Source organism: Nitrososphaera sp., from assembly GCA_039938515.1.
Taxonomy (GTDB): Archaea; Thermoproteota; Nitrososphaeria; order Nitrososphaerales; family Nitrososphaeraceae; genus Nitrososphaera.
On the sequence record JBDUUL010000012.1, the window covers coordinates 14240 to 33469 of the forward strand.

Consider the following 19230-nt stretch of genomic DNA (forward strand, 5'->3'; position numbering starts at 1 on the left):
AGACTATATGCCGGGGAGCGCATTTTAGGATTGGCTATGGCGTACGAGAATGTTATCATTGTAATCGTGGCCGCCGGCATTCTCCTATTCGTCGGGTCGAAGAAACTTCCCGAGCTTGCGAGGGCAGTTGGCCGCGCACAGGGCGATTATGAAAAAGGAAAGAGGGAAGCAGCCGAGGAAATCAAGCGGGCACAAAATCAGGGCTCCTCAGTGGGCAGGGAAAAACTTGAGGAGCTAGCCGTGAGCCTCGGGATCGACTACTCTAACAAGAATGACGACGAGCTGCGTGCCGCGATAGAGTCTGAAATTAGCAAAGGCAAAGCAAAGGTCTGAATGCGCTCTGCATAAGGGGCTTCTTGTATTGCGCCTGCGACCGTCGTACGTCACCATCACCTGCAGTATTCATTAAATATGGTCTGCCAAATGCAGAGCTTTGAGCTAGTATTCATTTGATAACTTTACAGCAGGTATCGTCAATTCTTAACCAGTATGATCCCAAGAAGGTTTCAGTCGCTGCAATAGGCAGCCATTCGGCCCTTGAAATAATGGACGGGGCAAAGGATGAAAACCTCTCCACCATATGCATATGCCAGAAGGGCCGCGATTTGCCGTACAGGCGGTTCAAGCGGCTTGCAGACGAGATAATGCTGGTCGAAAAGTTCTCCGACGTTCTTAACCGAGAAAATCAGGAGCGGCTAAGGCAACAAAATGCAATAATCGTTGCGCACAGAGCATTCACCGCCTACCTCGGATACGACAATATAGAGAACAACCTGAAGGTGCCGGTTTTCGGAAATAGGATGTTGCTGAGGGCAGAGGAGAGAACAGCAGCGCGCAACCAGTACTACCTGCTTGATAAGGCCAAAATAAGGCACCCGAGGATCTTTGCCAGGCCATCGGACATCGACGGACCCGCAATGGTGAAGGTTCAGGAAGCAAAAAGAAATCTGGAGCGAGCCTTTTTCATAGTGACCTCATATGAGGATTACAAGCGCAAGTCTGCAGAAAAAATAGACAGCGGCCGCGTGACGAAAAAGGATTTGGACGCGGCGACGATAGAGGAATACGTTCCGGGCACGTACTTTAACCTCAACTTCTTCCATTCGCCGATTACCGGCGAGACCGAATTTCTTGGGATCGAGCGCAGGCTACAGACGAACCTTCACGACCTCGTTTCAATTCCAGCGCGGCAGCAGCTGGAATTTGACGCCGAGGTCCGCAATATAGAAGTGGGCCACATGCCGGCGAGCATCAGAGAGTCGTTACTTGAAAAGGTCTTTGAAATGGGCGACAAGTTTTCTGTCGCCGCAAGAAAAGAATATCCGCCGGGAATAATAGGGCCGATTTCGCTTCAGAGTATAGTGACTGTCGACCTTGACTTTGTCGTCTACGATGTTTCGCTTCGTGTCCCTGGAAATCCAATCTTGGCCACTACCAGTCCCTACACTAAATACTACTATGGGGAAACCTTTGGAGTCGGACGCAGGATAGCTATGGAAATCAAGAGCGCCACTGCCCAGGGCAAATTGGGCGAGATTGTTACCTAACGCTCTATTGCTTCCTTGAAAAGGCCGCTTCGCACCTTGATAGGCGCGTCGTAATAGGCCGCCAGCGCGATGGCGTCAGATGCCCTGTAATTCCGGAGCACAACTGTATTCCCTCTGTTTCTGAAATACAGATTCGCCCTGATTACGTGCCCCTCGCTGTCAGTTCCGCTCTGGTAGATGTGAACCTCTTCTAGCAGCATGTTTTGAGATACTGCAATTTCCTCTACGAGGTTGTAAATCGTTGGAATGCTGTTCTTGTCGCCCTCCTGGAATCGTGAAATGTGCCGGGCAACCTCCCCGGAAAATGCGCTCATGGTAAACTCCTTTCCGTCAAACGAGGTCAGGACGACAACTCCCTGCAATCCGAGATTGTCCCCATAGCCTACCTTGCTTATCTTTGCATCGACATACTCTTCGCCCTGAATGGAGCTTGACACGACATGATGATATAGTTCACACCAAGAATTAAGGCTTTGTAGAAGCGATATGAATCTGGATTTTTCCTCTTTTCCCATTGTGATTGGGCATTGTCAAGCGGAGTAGCGAGCACGATTATCACCAACGGTTTATTTGGCTGTCCGCGCAAAATCACTGGAAATGGACGCACAGCTCTCGCAGAGCATGCGTGAACGCGGCTTTAGAGTATTGTTCATGGGCGTCTTTTCCCTTGTCATCGCGTTTATCATTTATTCCAGGCTCTCCGGCTCGTCTGAGGGCAATGCGCCATCGCAGCAGCTGGAAAACCTTGCTCTCGGCATGCTGGCCATGACGGCAGCCTCCATGGCTTCAGTTCTATATGGAGCGCGTCTATTGTTCAGGTCCGAGCAACTACGGACCGCAGGAGGAACTGGCTTGATGTCCATGATAACAGGGGCGTTCTTGAGTAAAAGGTCCTGGCAGATTATGGTAGTTGCCGCGCTGGCGTACGGGGTCTTTTTTTCATTTCTGTCTCAAATATTCGTCTATCGACCCGATCTTTCGCTTTCGCAGGAAGGGATTGCGGTTCCCTCAATATCGCTCACCCCGTGCTGCGGAGCGCCGGGTTACATGCCCATGCTTACTGCGTACCTTACCGATCACTTTCTCATTTTGGTAATCCCCGTCAATGTGGTACTTGCTACTGTAGTTTCGCTGATGGTAGGATTCAATGTTTCGCTGAGCGTCTACACGTACGAACTCAGAAAGACAATTCAGGCGAGAACATCGATTGTAAGCGGCATCGGCGCAGCCAGCGGCCTATTCATGGGCTGCCCGACCTGCGCAGGTAGCCTGATTTCCGCGGCCCTTGGAATTGGCGCGGTCGGAGCGGGGACGACGAGCGCCGCGATTCTGGCGCCGTTTCAGACTGTCTTTATTGCTGCGGGTCTTCCCGCACTTGCCATTGCACCTTTTCTAGTGGCAAGGAGCATCAGGGCAATTCATTCCTGCAAGATAGCAGGCAATTGACCGAACGCCATTAGGACTTGATTAAAGCTTGTCTCGCGTGACGCTGCGAGCGGAAGGCGCGCGTGCAGGCATTACTGCTGAAGGATGCGGAACGTTGACCGGTGCCAGAAAGGGAGTGACCTTTTGCGCAATGCTGTCCAAATACATCTGCACGTGGGGCTCCACGTCCCAGATCTTCTTTTCCCCAAAGAGGTATCCGTAGCGCTGTGAGCTGCCAATTTTTTCTCGATGCCGGAGAGCTTCAAGATATACTTTGGTAACGGCGTGTTCGTCGAATCCGTTCTTTCTGGCTATCGCGTCGAGCATCCCATGCATCCCGGAGCCGTGCTGCGCCGCCTCCTTGACCCTGTATGCAATCTCCTTTGGTATGCCAAGAGCTCTGGCAAGATTGCGATGCACTCTCTTGCCGTACATGTCCCTACCATCCCTGATGTTTAACCGCAGGCTGCATTCCATGGCCACACGTATGACTTCTGGATCCAAAAATGGTTCACGGAGCTCGATGCTGTTGGCCATGGTTATCTTGTCTTCACGCTCCAGGGTCTCTTTGTACAGGAGAAGCAGATCTTGCATCATGTGGGACCGAAGCTTGCGATAACCTTCCTTTTCCGCAACTCTGGAATACCATGAATAGCCGCCAAATAACTCATCAGCGCCCTGCCCGGTTAGCATGACTCTCACACCGTCAACGCTGGCAAGCTTTACTGCGCCATAAACCGGCAGAGCAACTTCAACCTGACCGGAATTGCTGTCCTCGATGACATTGAGTACCTCGGGGACTAGGTTCTCGACCTGGATTTGGTCAAGCTCGCATACTCGAAGGTCAAGGTCCAGTTGTTTCGCAATCTGTCTTGCAAAGGTAGTATCGTGTGACCCTCTAATCCCACACGTGTAGCAAACCACGCTTGGGACCAATTGTTTTGCGGCGTGCGCTACCATTACGCTGTCGATGCCGCCGGAAAAAATTATGCCTATACTATCAAAGTCCTGCGTCCTCTTTTTCATGGAATTCATAAATGCCTGCTTGTACGCGCTTACGGCGCCGGACATTGTCTTGTACCGAAGCTTGCCAACCGGCGGAACAGGCTGCGAGACCTCGTATCGCTCAATCGCTCCGTCTTCACTTATGAGGACTGCCTCGCAAGGCATGACTCGCTGCGTCGGTTCGGAAATGCCAATCTTCCAAAGAGCCTTTCTCTCTGATGCAAATGCAACCAGGCTGCTGTCCTGCGCGTAGTACAACTGCCTTACACCGAGCCTGTCACGGACCAGCACGGTATCTCCGGTTACTTCGTCTCGAACTACGATCGCATAGACACCGTCAAGTACAGCGACTGTCATTCTGATGGCGCTAATGAGCACGTCCGAGCTTTTAGCATTAGGCGTATTGATGCGGTTAAAGTTGTCTTCAAGAATGTGGACAATCAACTCACTGTCTGTCTGCGTATGCAAAATATGACGCGGGGTGCCATCAGGGGCTTTCGTTTGCTCAATGCCTGCGCGCAGGTCTTTGTAGTTGTAAATTTCGCCGTTATGCTCTAAAGTAAACCGCCCGTCGCAACTCCGAAATGGTTGGGCGCCGCATGTCCCGCCGACTATGGCAAGGCGTGTGTGTCCGATGGCACTCCTGCCGCTTAGCCTTTCCATGTCAAGGCTTTTGATAGAGTCTGACTTGACGATTCTGCCATCCGCAACGATGCCCGCGCCATCCGGTCCCCTGTGAACCATGCAGCCTAGCATTACACGTACCTTGGCCACTGAATCCTCGCCGTTTTTTGATATTACTCCTGCAATTCCACACATTTTGTTAACTACCACCAAATATTCAAAGGTCGATTTCTCCGCTCAACGCCAGCAGGGATATCGACTTCAATCACATTAAGATGGCGTAAATCACTTTTAAGACTTAAGGAAGGAAAGACAGAACTTTGTACAGGTCGCCATCACTGATTATGTTCTCAGTTGCTTTTGCTATCTCTGGGTCCTTGGGCATGAACGCAATGCCGACTCCCGCGCGCTCTATCATGCAGATGTCCGACTTGGTGTCGCCTATGGCAATGGTTTTGTCGATTCCAACCCGCGTCTGATCGGCAAATTTTTCAAGGTGAAATCGCTTGCATACGGATATGTTGCAAAAGCAGCCTATCCTTTCCCATCCAAGAGGCATTTCGACCCTGCCCGTCGCCCTGCCTTGCTTGATTTCAAGAATATTGGCGGCGACAAAGTCAATCCCTAGCCTGCTGGCCACGTAGCCCGCCACTATGGTGTAGCTGTCGCTGATAATTCCCACGACATAGCTCATTTCTCGCAGCGCGGAAATCGTCTTTTCACAGTTACGCGCAAGCGGGATTGACTCCACCGCATTTTCGATATCCTTGGTTGTCGCGCCGGCAAACAGCGATGCAATCGCGGTTGTCTGCTCGAATCCGGGCTTCCCGCCGAATGCACGCATCCTTTCTCTTACCTTTTCCTCGACGCCTAACTGCCGGGCAAGAGAAAGGACGAGCCTGCCATCGAGAAGAGTCCCGTCCATGTCAAATGCTGCAAGGCCGCGATATAGACCTCCAGAGTCTTTTTGCGTCTTGGCGTCTCCCAATGGCCCGGCTCCCCCAGCGCTATTGGGCCGATATGCTTGCCTTTGAAAGCGCCTTTGCAAACTGCCTGACGTCAACGTCCCTGATGGGCTCTATTTTTTGCAATGGCGGCGGCTCCTCGGTGGCCTCAAGCATAGATTTGCTCCTCAGATGTTCAAGTATCTTTTCCCGCAGTTTCGGCGGGCATATCCTGCTATGATAAATGGAGCCGAGCGATGCAACTATCATTTCCTTCAGGTGCTCGTCTCCCTTGTCCTCATGAAAGTGGGGGTTGCGCGTCTCGACCTGCATTATCTCCAGGCCCTTGTCCATCACATCTTGGTAAGCGGTAGGCACGATGCCGCCAAACTCTTCGAGCGCATTGACAATCTCAAAAGATTCGATTGAAAATCCTGACGAATAGGTGAGTAGCTCCGCGAGCTTGATGGACATGCAGTGCTCTCCGGAATTTCCCGTTCTCATTACCTCCGTTTCAAACCCCGTATAGTACGACATCAACGAATTCAGGTACTGGTTGGTAATTTCAGAGACGCGCCCCCACTTTGAAAAGTAAAGGCCCCCTTCGGAGATCTTGGGCTTGTAGATCCAAGAGACGCGCACCATAACGTAGGGCGTCTTTGACATGGCTATGCCGGATGCAAAAATCTTGACGTACTCGTTCACTGCTCCGGGGACATAGTTATCAGAGTCAATAAACCCGACGTATTCCTTGCCAGCCATTTTCGCGAGCATCATGCCGACCACCATTCCCTCCGCCTTGCCGCTTCTCACTGCACCATCAGGGCCTATCAGGGCGCTGTAGCCCGCCTGCGTCAGTGCGGCCGCAAGACCCGGATCTTTCTGGTGAATTATCAAAGAGTCCCGGCCAACGAACCGGTTGAATTGCTCAAGCGCATCTTTTTCAAGTTTGTAACGGTCCACAGGCTGCCTTGGGCTGTTTGACACAATTATCGTGAGGCAATCGTGGGGAATGCCGCTCAGGACGCCTTCAAGCAACTTCAACCGCTCGCCCTTTATGGGAATAACAATTGCCATCTTGCGTTCGATTTCAGCTATCTGGTCGTTTGAAACCTTTTGAACCCATTCGTTCGGAGACCTGCTGCCGTCGTCAAACCCTGAGTCAATTTCGTATACGCGCTGGACCCCGTGAAGGCTTACCGCCCCAAAGCGCTCCGTATATCTTGGAAGATCCAGCTTCATAGAACGTGCGCTTTCAGAAACGTCGGGATCACATATAGCGATTTCCATAAGTAGATCGCAGCTTTCAGGTCGATCTAGTGCATCTATATTCGAGGTTCTACCAGGCAAGGACACCTTCTGGCAGTCTTTCGATAAGCCAAAGCGCCGCGTCTAGCTGAGACTTTGAATGGTTCAGGTGGCCTTCTCCAAGCTCAATGGTTCCTTGGATCGTGCCTCCCGTCAAAGCCGCCAACTCCCTCAGGACGGTGACGAGCGGAATCTCTCCTTTGCCTAGAGGGAGGCCTTCTCCCTGAACGGTATAGCCGGCGGCATCGCTAATGTGAAGCAGCGCCAAACTGCCCGATAGCATCTTTGCGCATTCTTTCCAGTCAGGGGCAAAAGAGTAGATCTCCCTGTCTAGGTCTCCACACAGATTCCCCCTGCCGTCCTTTAGGTAATTTGAATAAAGCGTATAGTGGGAAAGGTCAAGCACGGTCTTTATCCCTGCCTTTTGGAGGGGCTCGAATTCGTGTGGATGAAAAGGACCGCTGCTTGCAAAGCCGCTACCGTACTTGGGGTAGCTGTTTTCGACTGCGAATTCGCACGAGTCCCTGTACTCTGCCAGCTCATTTTTGACCAGCCTCAGGTATTCTTGAACGGCCTGTGACATCATTTCAAATTTTTCCGTTCTGGTGATCGGAAGGTTTTCGAGTGGCACGTAGTTGGTCAAATGAGAGATTACCATGACTTTGTTTTCAAGCCCGACCAGCCCTGAAACCATGCTTGCTTCCTCGGCAGTACGTATGATGGATTCCCTTATTGTGGGCCCCGACTTTTCGTCCCAGAGATTTTCGCCCCTCTGGTAGATTATTGCATGGTATGACAGGTACTCGATCCTGTTCGACCTGCAAAACAAAGCAATGTCTTCCGCTCTCTTCCGGACTGATGTCTTGTTAAATATCGACGGTATCTGCTGTACCTCGTGTCCGCGTATCCGGCGACCTGTCGTGTCGGAAACTTTACGAATTATTTTTCCGATGTCTGCTAGATCTCCTGCTTTGTGCGATGACTTTAGCTGAAGTAGTATCAAAACGGGCGGCATCTTGCATAGAATGATCGCCCTTATTGCTTTAGCGCTAGCATTCAGCTACCCAAACATCATAACCCAAACATCATAACATCGACCTCTAGAAAGCAGAGTAGGAAGAGCAGACAGGATGCGATCTCGCCTGCCTTTGCCAAATCAATTAAATTATGCTCGTACCAATGCAATGTATTCGCATTGTGATCCCGAGCGTTTGTACGCGTGCCATGTTCCCGGCTACAAACGGCGTTCGCTTGGGGCTGCTGTCACAATGCGAATGCTTGATTCTCCGAATCAGGATTCTTTTGTAACAGTCTTGATAGAGAGCTTAAAGTCCCTGTTCTGAGGTCAATGCTTGCGCCATTGCGCTCCGGGTTTGCAAATGTGATAGCCCTTGAGGCTGATCGGCCCGTTGCATGCCTGACATACCCGCGGTGTCGGTGTCCTCTTTGGCAGATGCTGAAAATTTCCTCTGCTGACCTCGTTAACCGCCTTTTCAAGCGCGACGAGTTTTGCCTGCAACTTTGGAATGCTCCTCTTTGCCTTTCTATTGTGCATTCTCAGGCGCACTTTGTAAATCTGATCATGCAGGTCGCGCAATTTCTTTTTGCGAATGTGGCGGTTCGGGTCTGCCATGCCTCTTATCTCCGTGCAGAAATTGACACTTTAATGTTTCCCGCCCTCAGGGGCCCGTGCAGGAGGGGAGGAAACAGAAGAACTTATCACTAATCTTTTATACCTCTCAAGACGATGTGGCATGAGAGGATTCCTATCTATGTTTATACTCAGCAAAGCTTCTGTATGTTTCTTACATGATCCAAGCCTCGTCTTCTACGAGATCGTCCACTTTACAGTCTTTTTGTCCGGCCAAGGTGCAATTACGCAATGATCGCTTGGCGCAAGTACCGGAATCTGGGACTGACCCTGGCGCTGATTTCGGTTATCCTGACAACTTGTGCTACTGCTGTTTTTTCTGCAAATCTGCGCCAGGTTTCAGGTAGCACCACTAGCGAAGTTCAGCAGTATGACTATATCATTTACACCGATGGCGCAACGACTTATGCGAAGAATGGAACTACCGGTGCAATAGACTATTCCAGTGTGGACGCGGCAACCGCTATTCAAGAAGCTGTGAATTCGCTGCCAACTAAAACCACATACGGCAACCACTACATTTTCATACAGCCGGGACCGAATAATGACACGTATTCTATTGCAGAGACTATCAACGTAACCGGCAGTGTTATGTTCGTGGGAACAGGAATCGACGACGTTTTGGAGCTTCAAAATGGAACCAACAAGCCAATGTTTTCATTCACTAACGGCGGCATTTCGGACGGCCACAACGCCGGACTAGAAAACCTTCGCCTTGAGGGCGACAAAGTCAATCAGAGCGGCGGCGACTATCTCGTGACAATTAGGAACGATTATGATGCGATAATAGAGCACGTCTGGTTCTGGCAGGCGTACGGAGGTGCCTTGCATTTGCAGAACACCGTCCAGGCTCAAGTGTACCGCTCGTGGTTTGAAGATTCGGGTGGGAATGGAAAGGTGGTTCTCGGCGGCAGTGCAGGGACTCAAAGTCCGCCTGCACTCTACGTCGACCAGGGCACTTCACCCAAGATTATTGACAACATTTTCTTTGACAATCCCCACAAGGACATCTATACATACCTGGTCACAACGGACCCCCAGATTCGAGGAAATATTTTTGTAGATTCATTGACCGGCGCCTTGGTGCTTGACGCTTCGAAATACGGGCAGGTGTCAGAGAACTGGTTCGAAGAAAACTCGTTCAACAACGATGGTCTGTATCCTGCAATACTTGTAGATTCCACTTCTCCGGGCAACCGCTGCTCGAACATCGAAATATCCAAGAACACAGGATTTGCCGAGGCTCCAACAAGGCCAAGCTACTTTGTAGATTCAGACGGCAATTGCGATCAAATAGATATTGTTGCAAACGACTTTAGCGGTGCCACCGTTGGCTTGTACCGGCAGGCAACCGGGTCGACCGCCTTTTCCGTATCCGAGAACCGCGGGAATACCAACCAGGGTTTACTCGACTGCAGCTATCAGGTATCGATTACGGGAGCTTCATACTCCGCTCGCAACGGCAGGACGGGCGTCAATGATTTCGTCGACTCAAATGCGACTAGAGTGATCAATAATGCTCTGGCAGCTGGGCCGGGAACAGTCTGCCTAGACCCGGGAACATTCAAACTTACCGGCGAAGTGCAAATGAACTCAAAGGGCGAAGGGCTTGTGGGCCAAGGTCCGGAAGTGACCATCCTTAACCAGACTCGCAGCGGTTATAGCGCACTCCATATCAACGGTGCAAATTATGAGAGGGTATCTGACCTCTCGCTCTATGTGCCCCAAGCCGGCGCAACAGATCATGTCTTGAAGATAACACCATTGACATCTAGTGGAACGACTGGCAGCGTGTTTCAGAATCTGCGGATCCAGAACGGCGATGCAGTTCACTATGGAATATTTGGCCAGAACGTCGACCAGAGCAAGTTTGACAATATAGAAATCTCGAAAGGAATCAACGGCGTCGACTTGGTCGGCAACGATGCCTCAACTACACACGGCCACAATACGTGGTCAGGCATAAAGATACTTACAAGCGGAGCGCCCGCAGGCACGGGTTTTAAGATCGATAAGGTGGGCTCTTTTGCCGAGCGGTACAACAGCATTTCAAACCTCGAAGTCAAGCCAGCCTTGTACACCATCGGTAGCACTGGAGTATCGGTTGCAGGCGATTACAACATCGTTAACACGGCAGACATCGAAAACGTTGATACTGGCATAAACGTCTTTTCCGGAAATAACGTGGGAGTCGTCGGGGCAGAGATTATCGCCAACGGCGAAAGTTCAACATTCAAGGGTGCTGTTTATGTCCAGTCTGCCGCGAGGAACTTTTACCTCTCAGATGCTGATATCCTGCCGGTCGCACCAACATCGGGGAACACCGGGATCCGCGACCAGGTTACTCAGCCTCAGGGGGGATCGGTTTACACTGACGTCCGCGTTGGCAACTTTGCCTCCGGCAGCAGAATCCTGCTTTCGGCGGTATCCGTAACAAAGGGACTTGGGTTGGTAGACGTGCAGTCAGGAAGATATTCAGAAAATGGTGGCACAGCCACGTTCAGCGGAACTGGCTCGAGAACTGCGTTTAGCATCAACCACAACCTCGTCTTCACTCCTACGAACTACGAAGTGGTGCCATGCTCCTCTGCGGCTGCAATCACATTCTACGTGACAGCTTCCAGTACGCAGCTAACCGTAACCTTTACGACGGCGCCGCCTGCAGGCACAAACAATGTTGCTCTCTGCTGGAGGGCATCTTGGACAGACAATTGACTAACCAAGGCCCTCTCTGCACAAAGCACCGTCCATAACGCCTTTTTTCAAATAAAAAATACAAAATCTTGCAAGAAAGTTATTGAAAACTGTAATTGCCTTTATTCATTCCGAAAACCTTATCACCATGGTTGGTTATTTATCCAATTATCTTGGAAAGAGCCGTCCAACACATTCAAGATGCCAAAACAGGCGACCAAAATGCTCCACCTACAAATGATGTCGTCACTCTAATGAGCTCTCCCGTTGGCGAAGTAATGAGAACTGACGTGGCAGTACTGGAATTTGACGCGAGCGTTCAGGAAGCGCTGAACAACATGCAGGAGAAAAACCTCCGCAGCGTACTAGTCGCACATAAGGGCGAAGTCGTGGGCCTGGTAAGCAAGACTGATGTCCTGTTCAAGGTCACATCGCAGGGCAAGAATCCCTCAAAAGTCAGGGTCCGTGAAGTAATGAGCAGCCCCGTCGTTGCTGTCAATCCTCAGACTACCATTCAGGAGGCGCTTGAGATGATGGACAGAAAGAAAGTTCGGCAAGTGATGGTGCATGCGTTTGCGGCCGTCCTTGGGATGGTAACTCGCGAGGATATTTCGGAGAGGATTGAGAAAGCCTCCTTGGCTACCGAGTCAAAGGCAATTTCCGGCGCAGCGGTCTGCATAATCGACACCAAGACTATATCTTATACCCGTGATACGTCAAAGGCAAATTATCAATGCCCCTATTGCGGCTCGCCGTTTGATACAAAGGAGGGCCTGTCAAAACACATCGACAGGCTCCATGAGGAGTCCGGCCTCCTGGAAGGCGATTACCGCAAACTTCACGAGCTCTAGGGCCAGCGCCTTTTCAACCGTTATGCCGTCGCCTTTCCTGCCCGATATGTCTGCCTATTATTACCATGGCGCCCAGCGCAGAGGTAACCAGCAGCGTCGTGAACGTTGACGGAAATTCAGGCACAACCTGTTCGCCGGTTATCACGATGCTGTGAGTGCTATGCATGTAATTTACCGTTATTGAGGTTTCATTAGTGTCGTCATAGTGCTCAACCGTGTAATTCTTAGTCGGCTCTCCGTCTATCGTTACAGAAAGATTGTCCCGGAGTACCGAGCTTAATAGGACTGTAGTGGAGCCACTCGTTCCATGCTCACCGCTAACTCTAAAAGAGATTTGCTTCCTTCCTTCGTCAAAGGCAAAATCTGTCAGGTTAGCCGACGATGTCCTCAGCGCCACTGTGTAGGTGCCGTTCTTTGCAGAAACTGTCTGGTTATAGAACCTGTCTCCGAACAGCTTGTCATAATGGCCCGGTCTGAATGCGTCGATTGAACCTGGCAGCGAGATCGATTTTATTGATTGCTTAAACTGAGGCAACACGCTCTCCCTCGTATCGTTGTCACTTGCAATAAGGCCTATACTGATACTCAAGTCACTGGTAAAGGCGTGGTACTCTTCGATTACTTCTGAACCCAGACCGAACATGTCGCATCTATAGTTCACCTTGCTAAGCGAAAGCCCTCCATTTTCAGTGAAGATGTGTGTTTCATTGACCGGGCCGCAGACATGCCTGCCTGATCTCGGTTTTTCGTTCAACGCCTTGCCGAGGTCCTTGATACTGATATAGAGCGTCGCTTTGGAGCTGTGATCTGGGCTCTGTGGAGCGTAGGCTAGATAGGATGTAAAGTTTCCAATTTCCTGTTTGTAGCCTGTCCAGCCATCCGGCAGGTTAATCGTTAGCCCACTTTGCTTGTCCGATATGGTACTGCCAGAAAGCTTCGTGGAAATATCTTGTGGGATTATCTGGACAGAACCGACTAATTGATTTGCTGTAGGCAAGTAATCAAGGTAGTCAGCGACCGAAGTGGCGTAGGTGGCCATATAGGCTATCCCGTTCCTGACGGCAACGATAACGGCACCCTTTACCTGCAGGCCGCCTCCGGCTGCCGTTCCGAGGTAGGCATCCGAATTCTGCATACTTGCAACGTTGTACGCCACCTGAAGGTTCTGACCTCCCCTCTGATCCGTAGGTTCCTTGACAAACGCGCTAAACACAACCTTGTATGCGGGAAAGCCGCCCAAAGTCGTGCCGGCCGTGTCGACCAACTTGAAGCCATCAAAATTATCCGCGAGCGTATAGGGGAGCACATCCGCAAATTCCTTGGCAGTCATGTTCAGAAACACCGGGGATGCGGCTATGTTGAAGATTCTTGGGGAGCTAGCATCTGTAAAGGTTACGCTGGATGGTGACCCGAATTCTGATGTTTTATGCACGTGCCAGTCTCCGGGGTACTGAAGTTGCATTCCAAGTTCCTTGCTTGAGTACAGGTCAAAGCCAGTCTCGATTTGGTTAGTGTCTATCTTGAAAGAATGTACCATCTGCTGTAGTATCGGAGCGTACAATGAACCATACTTGGTGAATTCTCCAACGAACATTACTACGTATACGCGCTTTTCGACTATTGTCCATATGACGAAAACCGTAACGCGCGTTCCGTCCCTGCTGTAGCCGGATAGCTGAAGCTGCTGGCCAGGATATCCTCCAAGTGAACTAAGTTGAGAACCAGTGGTCGTGACATTTGAAAGGAATTGAGATTGTTCTATTTCGGACGTTAGGCTCTTGGAGTAATCATACAAGCTGATGTCGTACGTAAGATCCTGTACTGAAACTAGGACCGATTCACGGATTACGTCGTTTGCATTATCCAGGGGAGCCTCAAACCCGACCGGAAAGTCTGGCGGTTGGTACTTTGACCAGGTCGACGGATATTGGATGCTAAATCCATAATCCGTGTTGTTGTAAGTCAAAAATTCTGGAAGTCCTCCGGACGTTGCGTATGTGGGAGGCGGGCTGGTGTCAGTCGGGATGTGAAAGCTTGAAAGCGCCGCGTTTTTCTGAGCAGCATAGTCCCCGCTGATATTCTCGGAAACTATGAATGCGAACTCGTATGACTTGCCATTCGCAAGAGCAAACTCTCTGTAAGCCTCAAAGGTTTCAGCAGACGAGGTCTTGTAATTGATAACCAGCAGCCGACCTGCGTCCCCAGAAAGTGTTACCGGCTGCCAGCTGTAACTGAAAGAGTCATACGTGATGTTGTAAAAGTTGACAGTGTCCGCCTGATAAGAGTCAAGTGTCTCTCCTCCTGTCACATTCCCGACAAATACTCGGGCAGTTGCATAATTGTTAAAGAAATACCCATGGTAGGGCGAATAAAATGAAACGCCATCAGAAGAGCTTTCCACCTGCCAGTTTTTGTCATATTGGATTGAATAGCCCAGCTTGTTGTCGGAATAAGAGGCTAGCACGGGCACCCGGGGTGACAGCGGGGTAAGCGTAGTTGCAATGAGCGACGAGAACATCGCAGTGAATGACGGTTCATAATCAGACGCTTTTGATTTGTCAGTAACGGCTTGCATCAGGTATGCGCGGTTTCCGTTGATCGACCAAATCGCCCATCCTTGAACTTCGCCCGTAAATGCCGGGGTGTTTACGTAGGAAGAATAAATTATTTCATGCGCAGGATTGCCTGCGAGCCACTTCCCGGTGGTGAGGTTCTGGATAATGTGAAAATCAGGGTCTGCGGTTTCCCTATAATTGATGTATACGCTTCCAAACTGGTCCAAGGTGACAGAATTGTTTAACTTTTCCTCGACAAAGTTCACGTGTGTGGGGTAGTTGTGGCCAGTGAGATCTGATAATGCAAAGAAAGAGATCGTATTTTCGAAAGCCAAGTAGGTCGAGTTTATCATCCAGTCGGTGGGGTAAGAAATCTGCACTCCCATCGTAGAATTTACATATTTGTTCCAATTCGCCGTCGAGGGAATGGCACTCTGAGCAAAAGCCCGGTTTGAAATGGTTGAGAAGGGCAAGAAAGAGAGACTTGCAGGGACGCCAAGCAGAAGCACCACTAGTGAAATTGCTATTATCGTCTTGTAGATACTTCTAGAGTTATTATCCATGCCCTGACCAAGTACGGGATTTATTTAAAGATACTATTCTGCGCACGGTGGATGCTCGTCAGCTTATCGAAAACTCCGCTTGTGCTGAAGCAATGGGAGAGTAGCCCGAAGCGGTGTGAATGGATGCCGTGTAATTACCGCTGCCTGCACCCGAGTCAGCCCACTCGATTGTCTTTGACTCTCCTGCGTGTAGCAGAGTAATCACCTGGCCGGACACCGGGCTGTAAATCTGCCCGGTGGACTGATTTTTCACCGAAAGCCCAAGATTGAGGTCCGGAAAGGCAAGATCGCTAGGGCCTGAATTCTTTGCCGTAAATGACACCAGCCCGCCTCTGCTATAATGTACCTTTTCGGAACTTAGGATCAAACCCGTATTGCCGCCAGGTTTTCCACTTTCCGAACTCTTTTGATAAAATGCTGCCAAACCCAACATGAGTCCCATGACCGCAAAAGTCAGGATAAAGAGAGCAACGCTTGAGCGCATTCCTATGTAAAATCTAACTGAACGACCATGCAAAAAATATTTCTTCTATGACCATCGGATGCAGGCGTCGGACATCCTGAAGTCATAATGAGACAATGGTGAGTAGTTCCTGTCTGAGGCTCTCAATGATGATCCTTGATGCGGCCTCACCCAAGAGCTTTCCAAGCTTGTCGACGAACTTGTCGGGCTGGGAAACGATGTCGGTATCGCGTAATTTGTATACGAGCCTGAAGGTGTCAAAAATAAGCTCCGCGGTTTCCGCGTCCAGCTTTTTCGCTAGTACATTCCTTATGGCTTCGACAAGTTTCAATCGCTGCAGCGGGCTTATGGTAAAGTCTCGGCGGAGCGAACCATCGTGCTTATCAAGCAGCGCTATCAGGTGGGCTAGAGAGAGTTTGTCGAGCCATTCAGTCAAATACCCGCAAACGAATTGAACATTTTCTGGCAGCCGCTGCGCAAGTATCGATTCATAGTCAATTACCTTTGAATGGTGGTTTGATTGGTCAAAAAAAAGGTCCCCAAGCATTCCGACCGCCACCGCACCGGCGAATCTATTTGTCCTTTTCATTTCGAATAGCTTCTCCCATTGTTTAAACAGGATTGTGCATTCTGTGTCAGCGGAGAAGAAGATTCTGGGCTCGATTATCGTCAGGGCCCCTGTTTCAACGTAACCCTCGATGCCTCCAAGGATCCTCCCCAGTACGGGTATGACATCGACGGCTCTTGGCTCTGCGATGTAAATGACGGCATAATTCGCTTCGAGCAAACCTACGATGTGTCGATGGATAAGAGGACGAAATTCGTCAAGCTTCTGATGGCGCAGAGTGCGTGTGCATGAGGCGAACCATCCATTCTCCTAAAGTGGAGAATTTGAGTATAAATGCCTTGTTAGTCGAATCCTACTATGACAGAGGCGCAGAATGGATGACAAATGGCGTAATTGTCGCCCGTCGCAGACAATACCGTGGACTGATGTTTGAAAAGATACAAGAAATATTGGAGAAGGCCATCCGTGACGCCTATCTCCTCTTTGTGCTTTTTTTGGACTTCTTGGAAGATGGCTTTGCGGGCCGCTTTACCATGCTCTGCCACAGCGCGATCATGTTGCCCTCCGGGTCAGCCCCAATAAATGACCAGCCCATACCCGGTACCTCATTCTTGCCTACGACCTCTGTTCCGCCAGCTGCTTTGAAGGTCTCTATGGCAGAATCTATCTTGTCGACATTGATGTAGTTCCTTGGCGCCTCGTTTGGGGCCATTCGCTTGTACATGCCGCCGCCTACACTCTTGCCCTGGGGGCCAGTAGAAATCAGCCAGTATTCAAATCCTGGCATCTTGGCATCTTTGAACTTCCATCCAAAGCACTTGCTGTAGAACTCCTTCTGCTTTTCAACGTCGTTTGCTGGTATTTCGAAATGGACGACAGTCTTTACGACCATAGTCGCTTGGTAGAAGTGCATGTTATTAAGTTTGATTGCATCGGTTCTCATGCAGCCTCGAAACTTTACTGGGGTCGCACTAATCTATTCAGTACGGCGTTTGAATTCCGCATTGCGCCTAACCATACGAACGGCCGCGTCCGCCTTGAGTGTGTCCTAGAGTAATTCAAAAGTTTGCTCTCTTGCCGGCTTTGCGTGCACCAGGAAACTGATTATCTGCGTCAACTTGCTGGTATTCCCTTCAGCAGACCAACAAGCCGAGAGGCGGTAAGGCCCAATTATCAAGAAACTAGCATCTCTGCAGCCTTTAGGCCGAGTGCCTCACGATAAGGACCGGGCACGATGCGCGCTCGGCGACGCTCCTCGACACGCTCCCGAGCATACCCTTGTTCGAAGTGACGCCGGATCCCACATTGCTTATCACAACAAGTTCCACGCCTTCCTTCTTGGCAAACTCAACAATAGAGTCGACAACGTGGCCCACCCTGACGGCGATAGTGATGCCTATGCCTGTGGTGCGGTACTCTTTCCTCTTTGCTTCAAGCTCTAGGGTGGCTATGTCAATCATTGTATTGTATACTGATCTAATCCTCTCAGAGAGTGCCAACTCTTCTTGGAGCTCCCTTGGGGGCCGCATTGCCGGGTTCTTTTGGGATTTCGGAATCTCGGGTATGACGTGAAGGATAATCACGTGGGAACCAATCACCTGAGCGAGTTTCATCGCGTGCTCTAGAGCCATCAGAGATGCTGTCGAAGAGTCGTATGGAACGAGAATCTTTCCATACACGGCCTAATAACTCCCTGGTCCGGCCAATACGGGGGCTGCGCGCAGGATGCATAAAATGATTGTCTTGCTATTGAGGTATCGTATAACGAATGCCTTGCATTAGACGCTCTGTTCAGATTCTGGTTCTACAAGAGCATGTGTTCAGGGTGTGACATCGACTGGCCGGCTGTTTATTTAGCTCATCTCATAATCTCTCATCGGCGCCGGTGAACCAATTATATTAGTTTTTTCTGAATTTGCTTTATACTTCTTAGTTCGCTGACCACTCATGACAGCAAAGAGGACGTTTCTCTTAGCAACCGCCTCATTGGCAGCAGTTTTTGTTGTTTCAATGATGGCAACACCGGCCTTAGCAGCAGGAACCTACGCGCAGCTCGTTGCGTTTGCGGTTCACAAATTCGGACCAGTCAATGGATATGGCATCCAAGCAGCGACTCCAATACCTAATTCGCCAGCGTCAATTTCGGAGCTTTCTTCATACGCTGTATTCGGTTACGGCTGGCTTGACCACCTGCCGTCGGCTACAAACCCGGCTACCGCAGTACTCGCTACGATCCATCCTGCATTTACCGATTCAACTTATGCAGCTGGCTCGCAATGGCACGCCCACACCGCGACTCTGGTCCTGGACAAGGTAGGAGAAATTTGTGTTGCGGCAATTGCAAGCCCAAGTTTCAAGCTGGGAATTGCAAATGACCTGATGGGCGAAACATTACCGTCGTCAACTGCAGGTGCAATAACCGCAGCAGGCGCAGCCGCATCATATGGCGTAGTCCTGGACGGGTCTAACAGCTGCAGCCCGATAGAGGTAGAGTTACAACAGCCCGATGGGAGCTTTGCGCCCTCAGCTCATACACTGGAGGTCGTCCCCATTTCTGCTACGACAAACAATGTTTTGCCGTAGCCCTCTTTCCTTTTTTGCAAAACCCGCGTCGATGCAGGCGAAGCAGCTTCCTCTTCGAACCAGTTTTTCGGAGCTAGCGCCTATTAGAATTCTGAGCATTGTCCCTCGCCACAATGCCAAAAGGCTGTGGGGTGCGACTGCACTGAATGGCAAAGTACACAAACGGCTTTTATCTATTTCCGAGGTTCTGGCTCATGTTGGAAAATGACCGACTTGAACACAAAATCAATGCCTGAGGGGATGGGATGGCGAGTTGGTGTCACTATACTTGGCTTTTTCGGCATGATTATTGCAGTCGTTCTGTGGCTTTTCTTCTTTGCGGCAAGCTATAACGTATACCAGAACATCGCCGTTCTTATTGCCATTGGCCTGTCGTTTATCGCAACGATGGCTGCCACTTGGGCTTCGTGGGGATTAAGACAGGCCCAGAGGTGCGACCCTGCATGACA

The 19230-nt window shown here is 50.3% G+C and carries 18 protein-coding genes; 7 read left to right on the top strand and 11 right to left on the bottom strand.

Translation table 11 applies throughout. The annotated features are described in order from the left end of the window. Positions 1 to 36: 36 nt before the first annotated feature. Together ABI361_07170 and ABI361_07175 are read left to right on the top strand one after the other, a co-directional pair. Positions 37 to 333 carry a twin-arginine translocase TatA/TatE family subunit gene (locus tag ABI361_07170; GenBank protein MEO9320437.1) on the top strand — a complete coding sequence of 99 codons (297 nt, stop codon included), beginning with the start codon at positions 37 to 39 and terminating at the stop codon, positions 331 to 333. A gap of 116 nt (positions 334 to 449) precedes the next feature. After that, complete coding sequence (locus ABI361_07175; protein ID MEO9320438.1) at positions 450 to 1547, top strand: formate--phosphoribosylaminoimidazolecarboxamide ligase family protein; 1098 nt, start codon at positions 450 to 452, stop codon at positions 1545 to 1547. Here the strand turns inward: ABI361_07175 and ABI361_07180 are convergent. Continuing rightward, complete coding sequence (locus tag ABI361_07180; GenBank protein ID MEO9320439.1) at positions 1544 to 1984, bottom strand: bifunctional nuclease domain-containing protein; 441 nt, start codon at positions 1982 to 1984, stop codon at positions 1544 to 1546. The two genes, ABI361_07175 and ABI361_07180, sit on opposite strands and share 4 nt — an antisense overlap. 160 nt (positions 1985 to 2144) lie before the next feature. On the opposite strand from ABI361_07180, the gene ABI361_07185 reads away from it, so the two are divergent. Then, positions 2145 to 2993: a hypothetical protein gene (locus tag ABI361_07185; GenBank protein MEO9320440.1), complete on the top strand. Its 849-nt coding sequence runs from the start codon at positions 2145 to 2147 to the stop codon at positions 2991 to 2993. A gap of 21 nt (positions 2994 to 3014) precedes the next feature. On the opposite strand, the gene ABI361_07190 is transcribed toward ABI361_07185, so the two are convergent. From ABI361_07190 to ABI361_07210, 5 genes are all read right to left on the bottom strand, one after another. Further along, complete coding sequence (locus ABI361_07190; GenBank protein MEO9320441.1) at positions 3015 to 4796, bottom strand: asparagine synthetase B; 1782 nt, start codon at positions 4794 to 4796, stop codon at positions 3015 to 3017. A 103-nt stretch (positions 4797 to 4899) separates the two neighbouring features. Beyond that, positions 4900 to 5589 (bottom strand): HAD-IB family phosphatase, encoded by a 690-nt coding sequence (locus ABI361_07195; GenBank protein ID MEO9320442.1) that lies wholly within the window; start codon positions 5587 to 5589, stop codon positions 4900 to 4902. Between the two features lie 19 nt (positions 5590 to 5608). Continuing rightward, positions 5609 to 6787: a mannosyl-3-phosphoglycerate synthase gene (mpgS, locus tag ABI361_07200; protein ID MEO9320443.1), complete on the bottom strand. Its 1179-nt coding sequence runs from the start codon at positions 6785 to 6787 to the stop codon at positions 5609 to 5611. A 97-nt stretch (positions 6788 to 6884) separates the two neighbouring features. Beyond that, positions 6885 to 7856 carry a hypothetical protein gene (locus ABI361_07205; protein MEO9320444.1) on the bottom strand — a complete coding sequence of 324 codons (972 nt, stop codon included), beginning with the start codon at positions 7854 to 7856 and terminating at the stop codon, positions 6885 to 6887. Between the two features lie 342 nt (positions 7857 to 8198). Next, entirely contained in the window at positions 8199 to 8486 is a 288-nt protein-coding gene (locus tag ABI361_07210; GenBank protein MEO9320445.1) for a hypothetical protein, read from the bottom strand. 249 nt (positions 8487 to 8735) lie between these two features. On the opposite strand from ABI361_07210, the gene ABI361_07215 reads away from it, so the two are divergent. Further along, positions 8736 to 11219 (top strand): hypothetical protein, encoded by a 2484-nt coding sequence (locus ABI361_07215; protein MEO9320446.1) that lies wholly within the window; start codon positions 8736 to 8738, stop codon positions 11217 to 11219. Between the two features lie 233 nt (positions 11220 to 11452). Then, complete coding sequence (locus ABI361_07220) at positions 11453 to 12049, top strand: CBS domain-containing protein (protein MEO9320447.1); 597 nt, start codon at positions 11453 to 11455, stop codon at positions 12047 to 12049. Positions 12050 to 12062: 13 nt separating this feature from the next. On the opposite strand, the gene ABI361_07225 is transcribed toward ABI361_07220, so the two are convergent. The 5 genes from ABI361_07225 to ABI361_07245 form a co-directional block, all read right to left on the bottom strand. Beyond that, complete coding sequence (locus tag ABI361_07225; GenBank protein ID MEO9320448.1) at positions 12063 to 15167, bottom strand: hypothetical protein; 3105 nt, start codon at positions 15165 to 15167, stop codon at positions 12063 to 12065. A gap of 58 nt (positions 15168 to 15225) precedes the next feature. Then, positions 15226 to 15651: a hypothetical protein gene (locus tag ABI361_07230; protein ID MEO9320449.1), complete on the bottom strand. Its 426-nt coding sequence runs from the start codon at positions 15649 to 15651 to the stop codon at positions 15226 to 15228. An 82-nt stretch (positions 15652 to 15733) separates the two neighbouring features. Then, positions 15734 to 16417, bottom strand: a complete 684-nt coding sequence (locus tag ABI361_07235) for a hypothetical protein (protein MEO9320450.1) — start codon at positions 16415 to 16417, stop codon at positions 15734 to 15736. A gap of 253 nt (positions 16418 to 16670) precedes the next feature. Beyond that, positions 16671 to 17090, bottom strand: a complete 420-nt coding sequence (locus tag ABI361_07240) for a VOC family protein (protein ID MEO9320451.1) — start codon at positions 17088 to 17090, stop codon at positions 16671 to 16673. 307 nt (positions 17091 to 17397) lie between these two features. Further along, a complete protein-coding gene (locus tag ABI361_07245; GenBank protein ID MEO9320452.1) occupies positions 17398 to 17877 on the bottom strand; it encodes a universal stress protein in 480 nt (159 codons plus the stop codon). A 268-nt stretch (positions 17878 to 18145) separates the two neighbouring features. Here ABI361_07245 and ABI361_07250 point away from each other — a divergent pair, with 268 nt between their 5' ends. Both ABI361_07250 and ABI361_07255 read left to right on the top strand, forming a co-directional pair. Continuing rightward, positions 18146 to 18781 (top strand): hypothetical protein, encoded by a 636-nt coding sequence (locus ABI361_07250; GenBank protein ID MEO9320453.1) that lies wholly within the window; start codon positions 18146 to 18148, stop codon positions 18779 to 18781. Positions 18782 to 18985: 204 nt separating this feature from the next. Then, positions 18986 to 19228, top strand: a complete 243-nt coding sequence (locus ABI361_07255) for a hypothetical protein (GenBank protein ID MEO9320454.1) — start codon at positions 18986 to 18988, stop codon at positions 19226 to 19228. Positions 19229 to 19230: the final 2 nt, after the last annotated feature.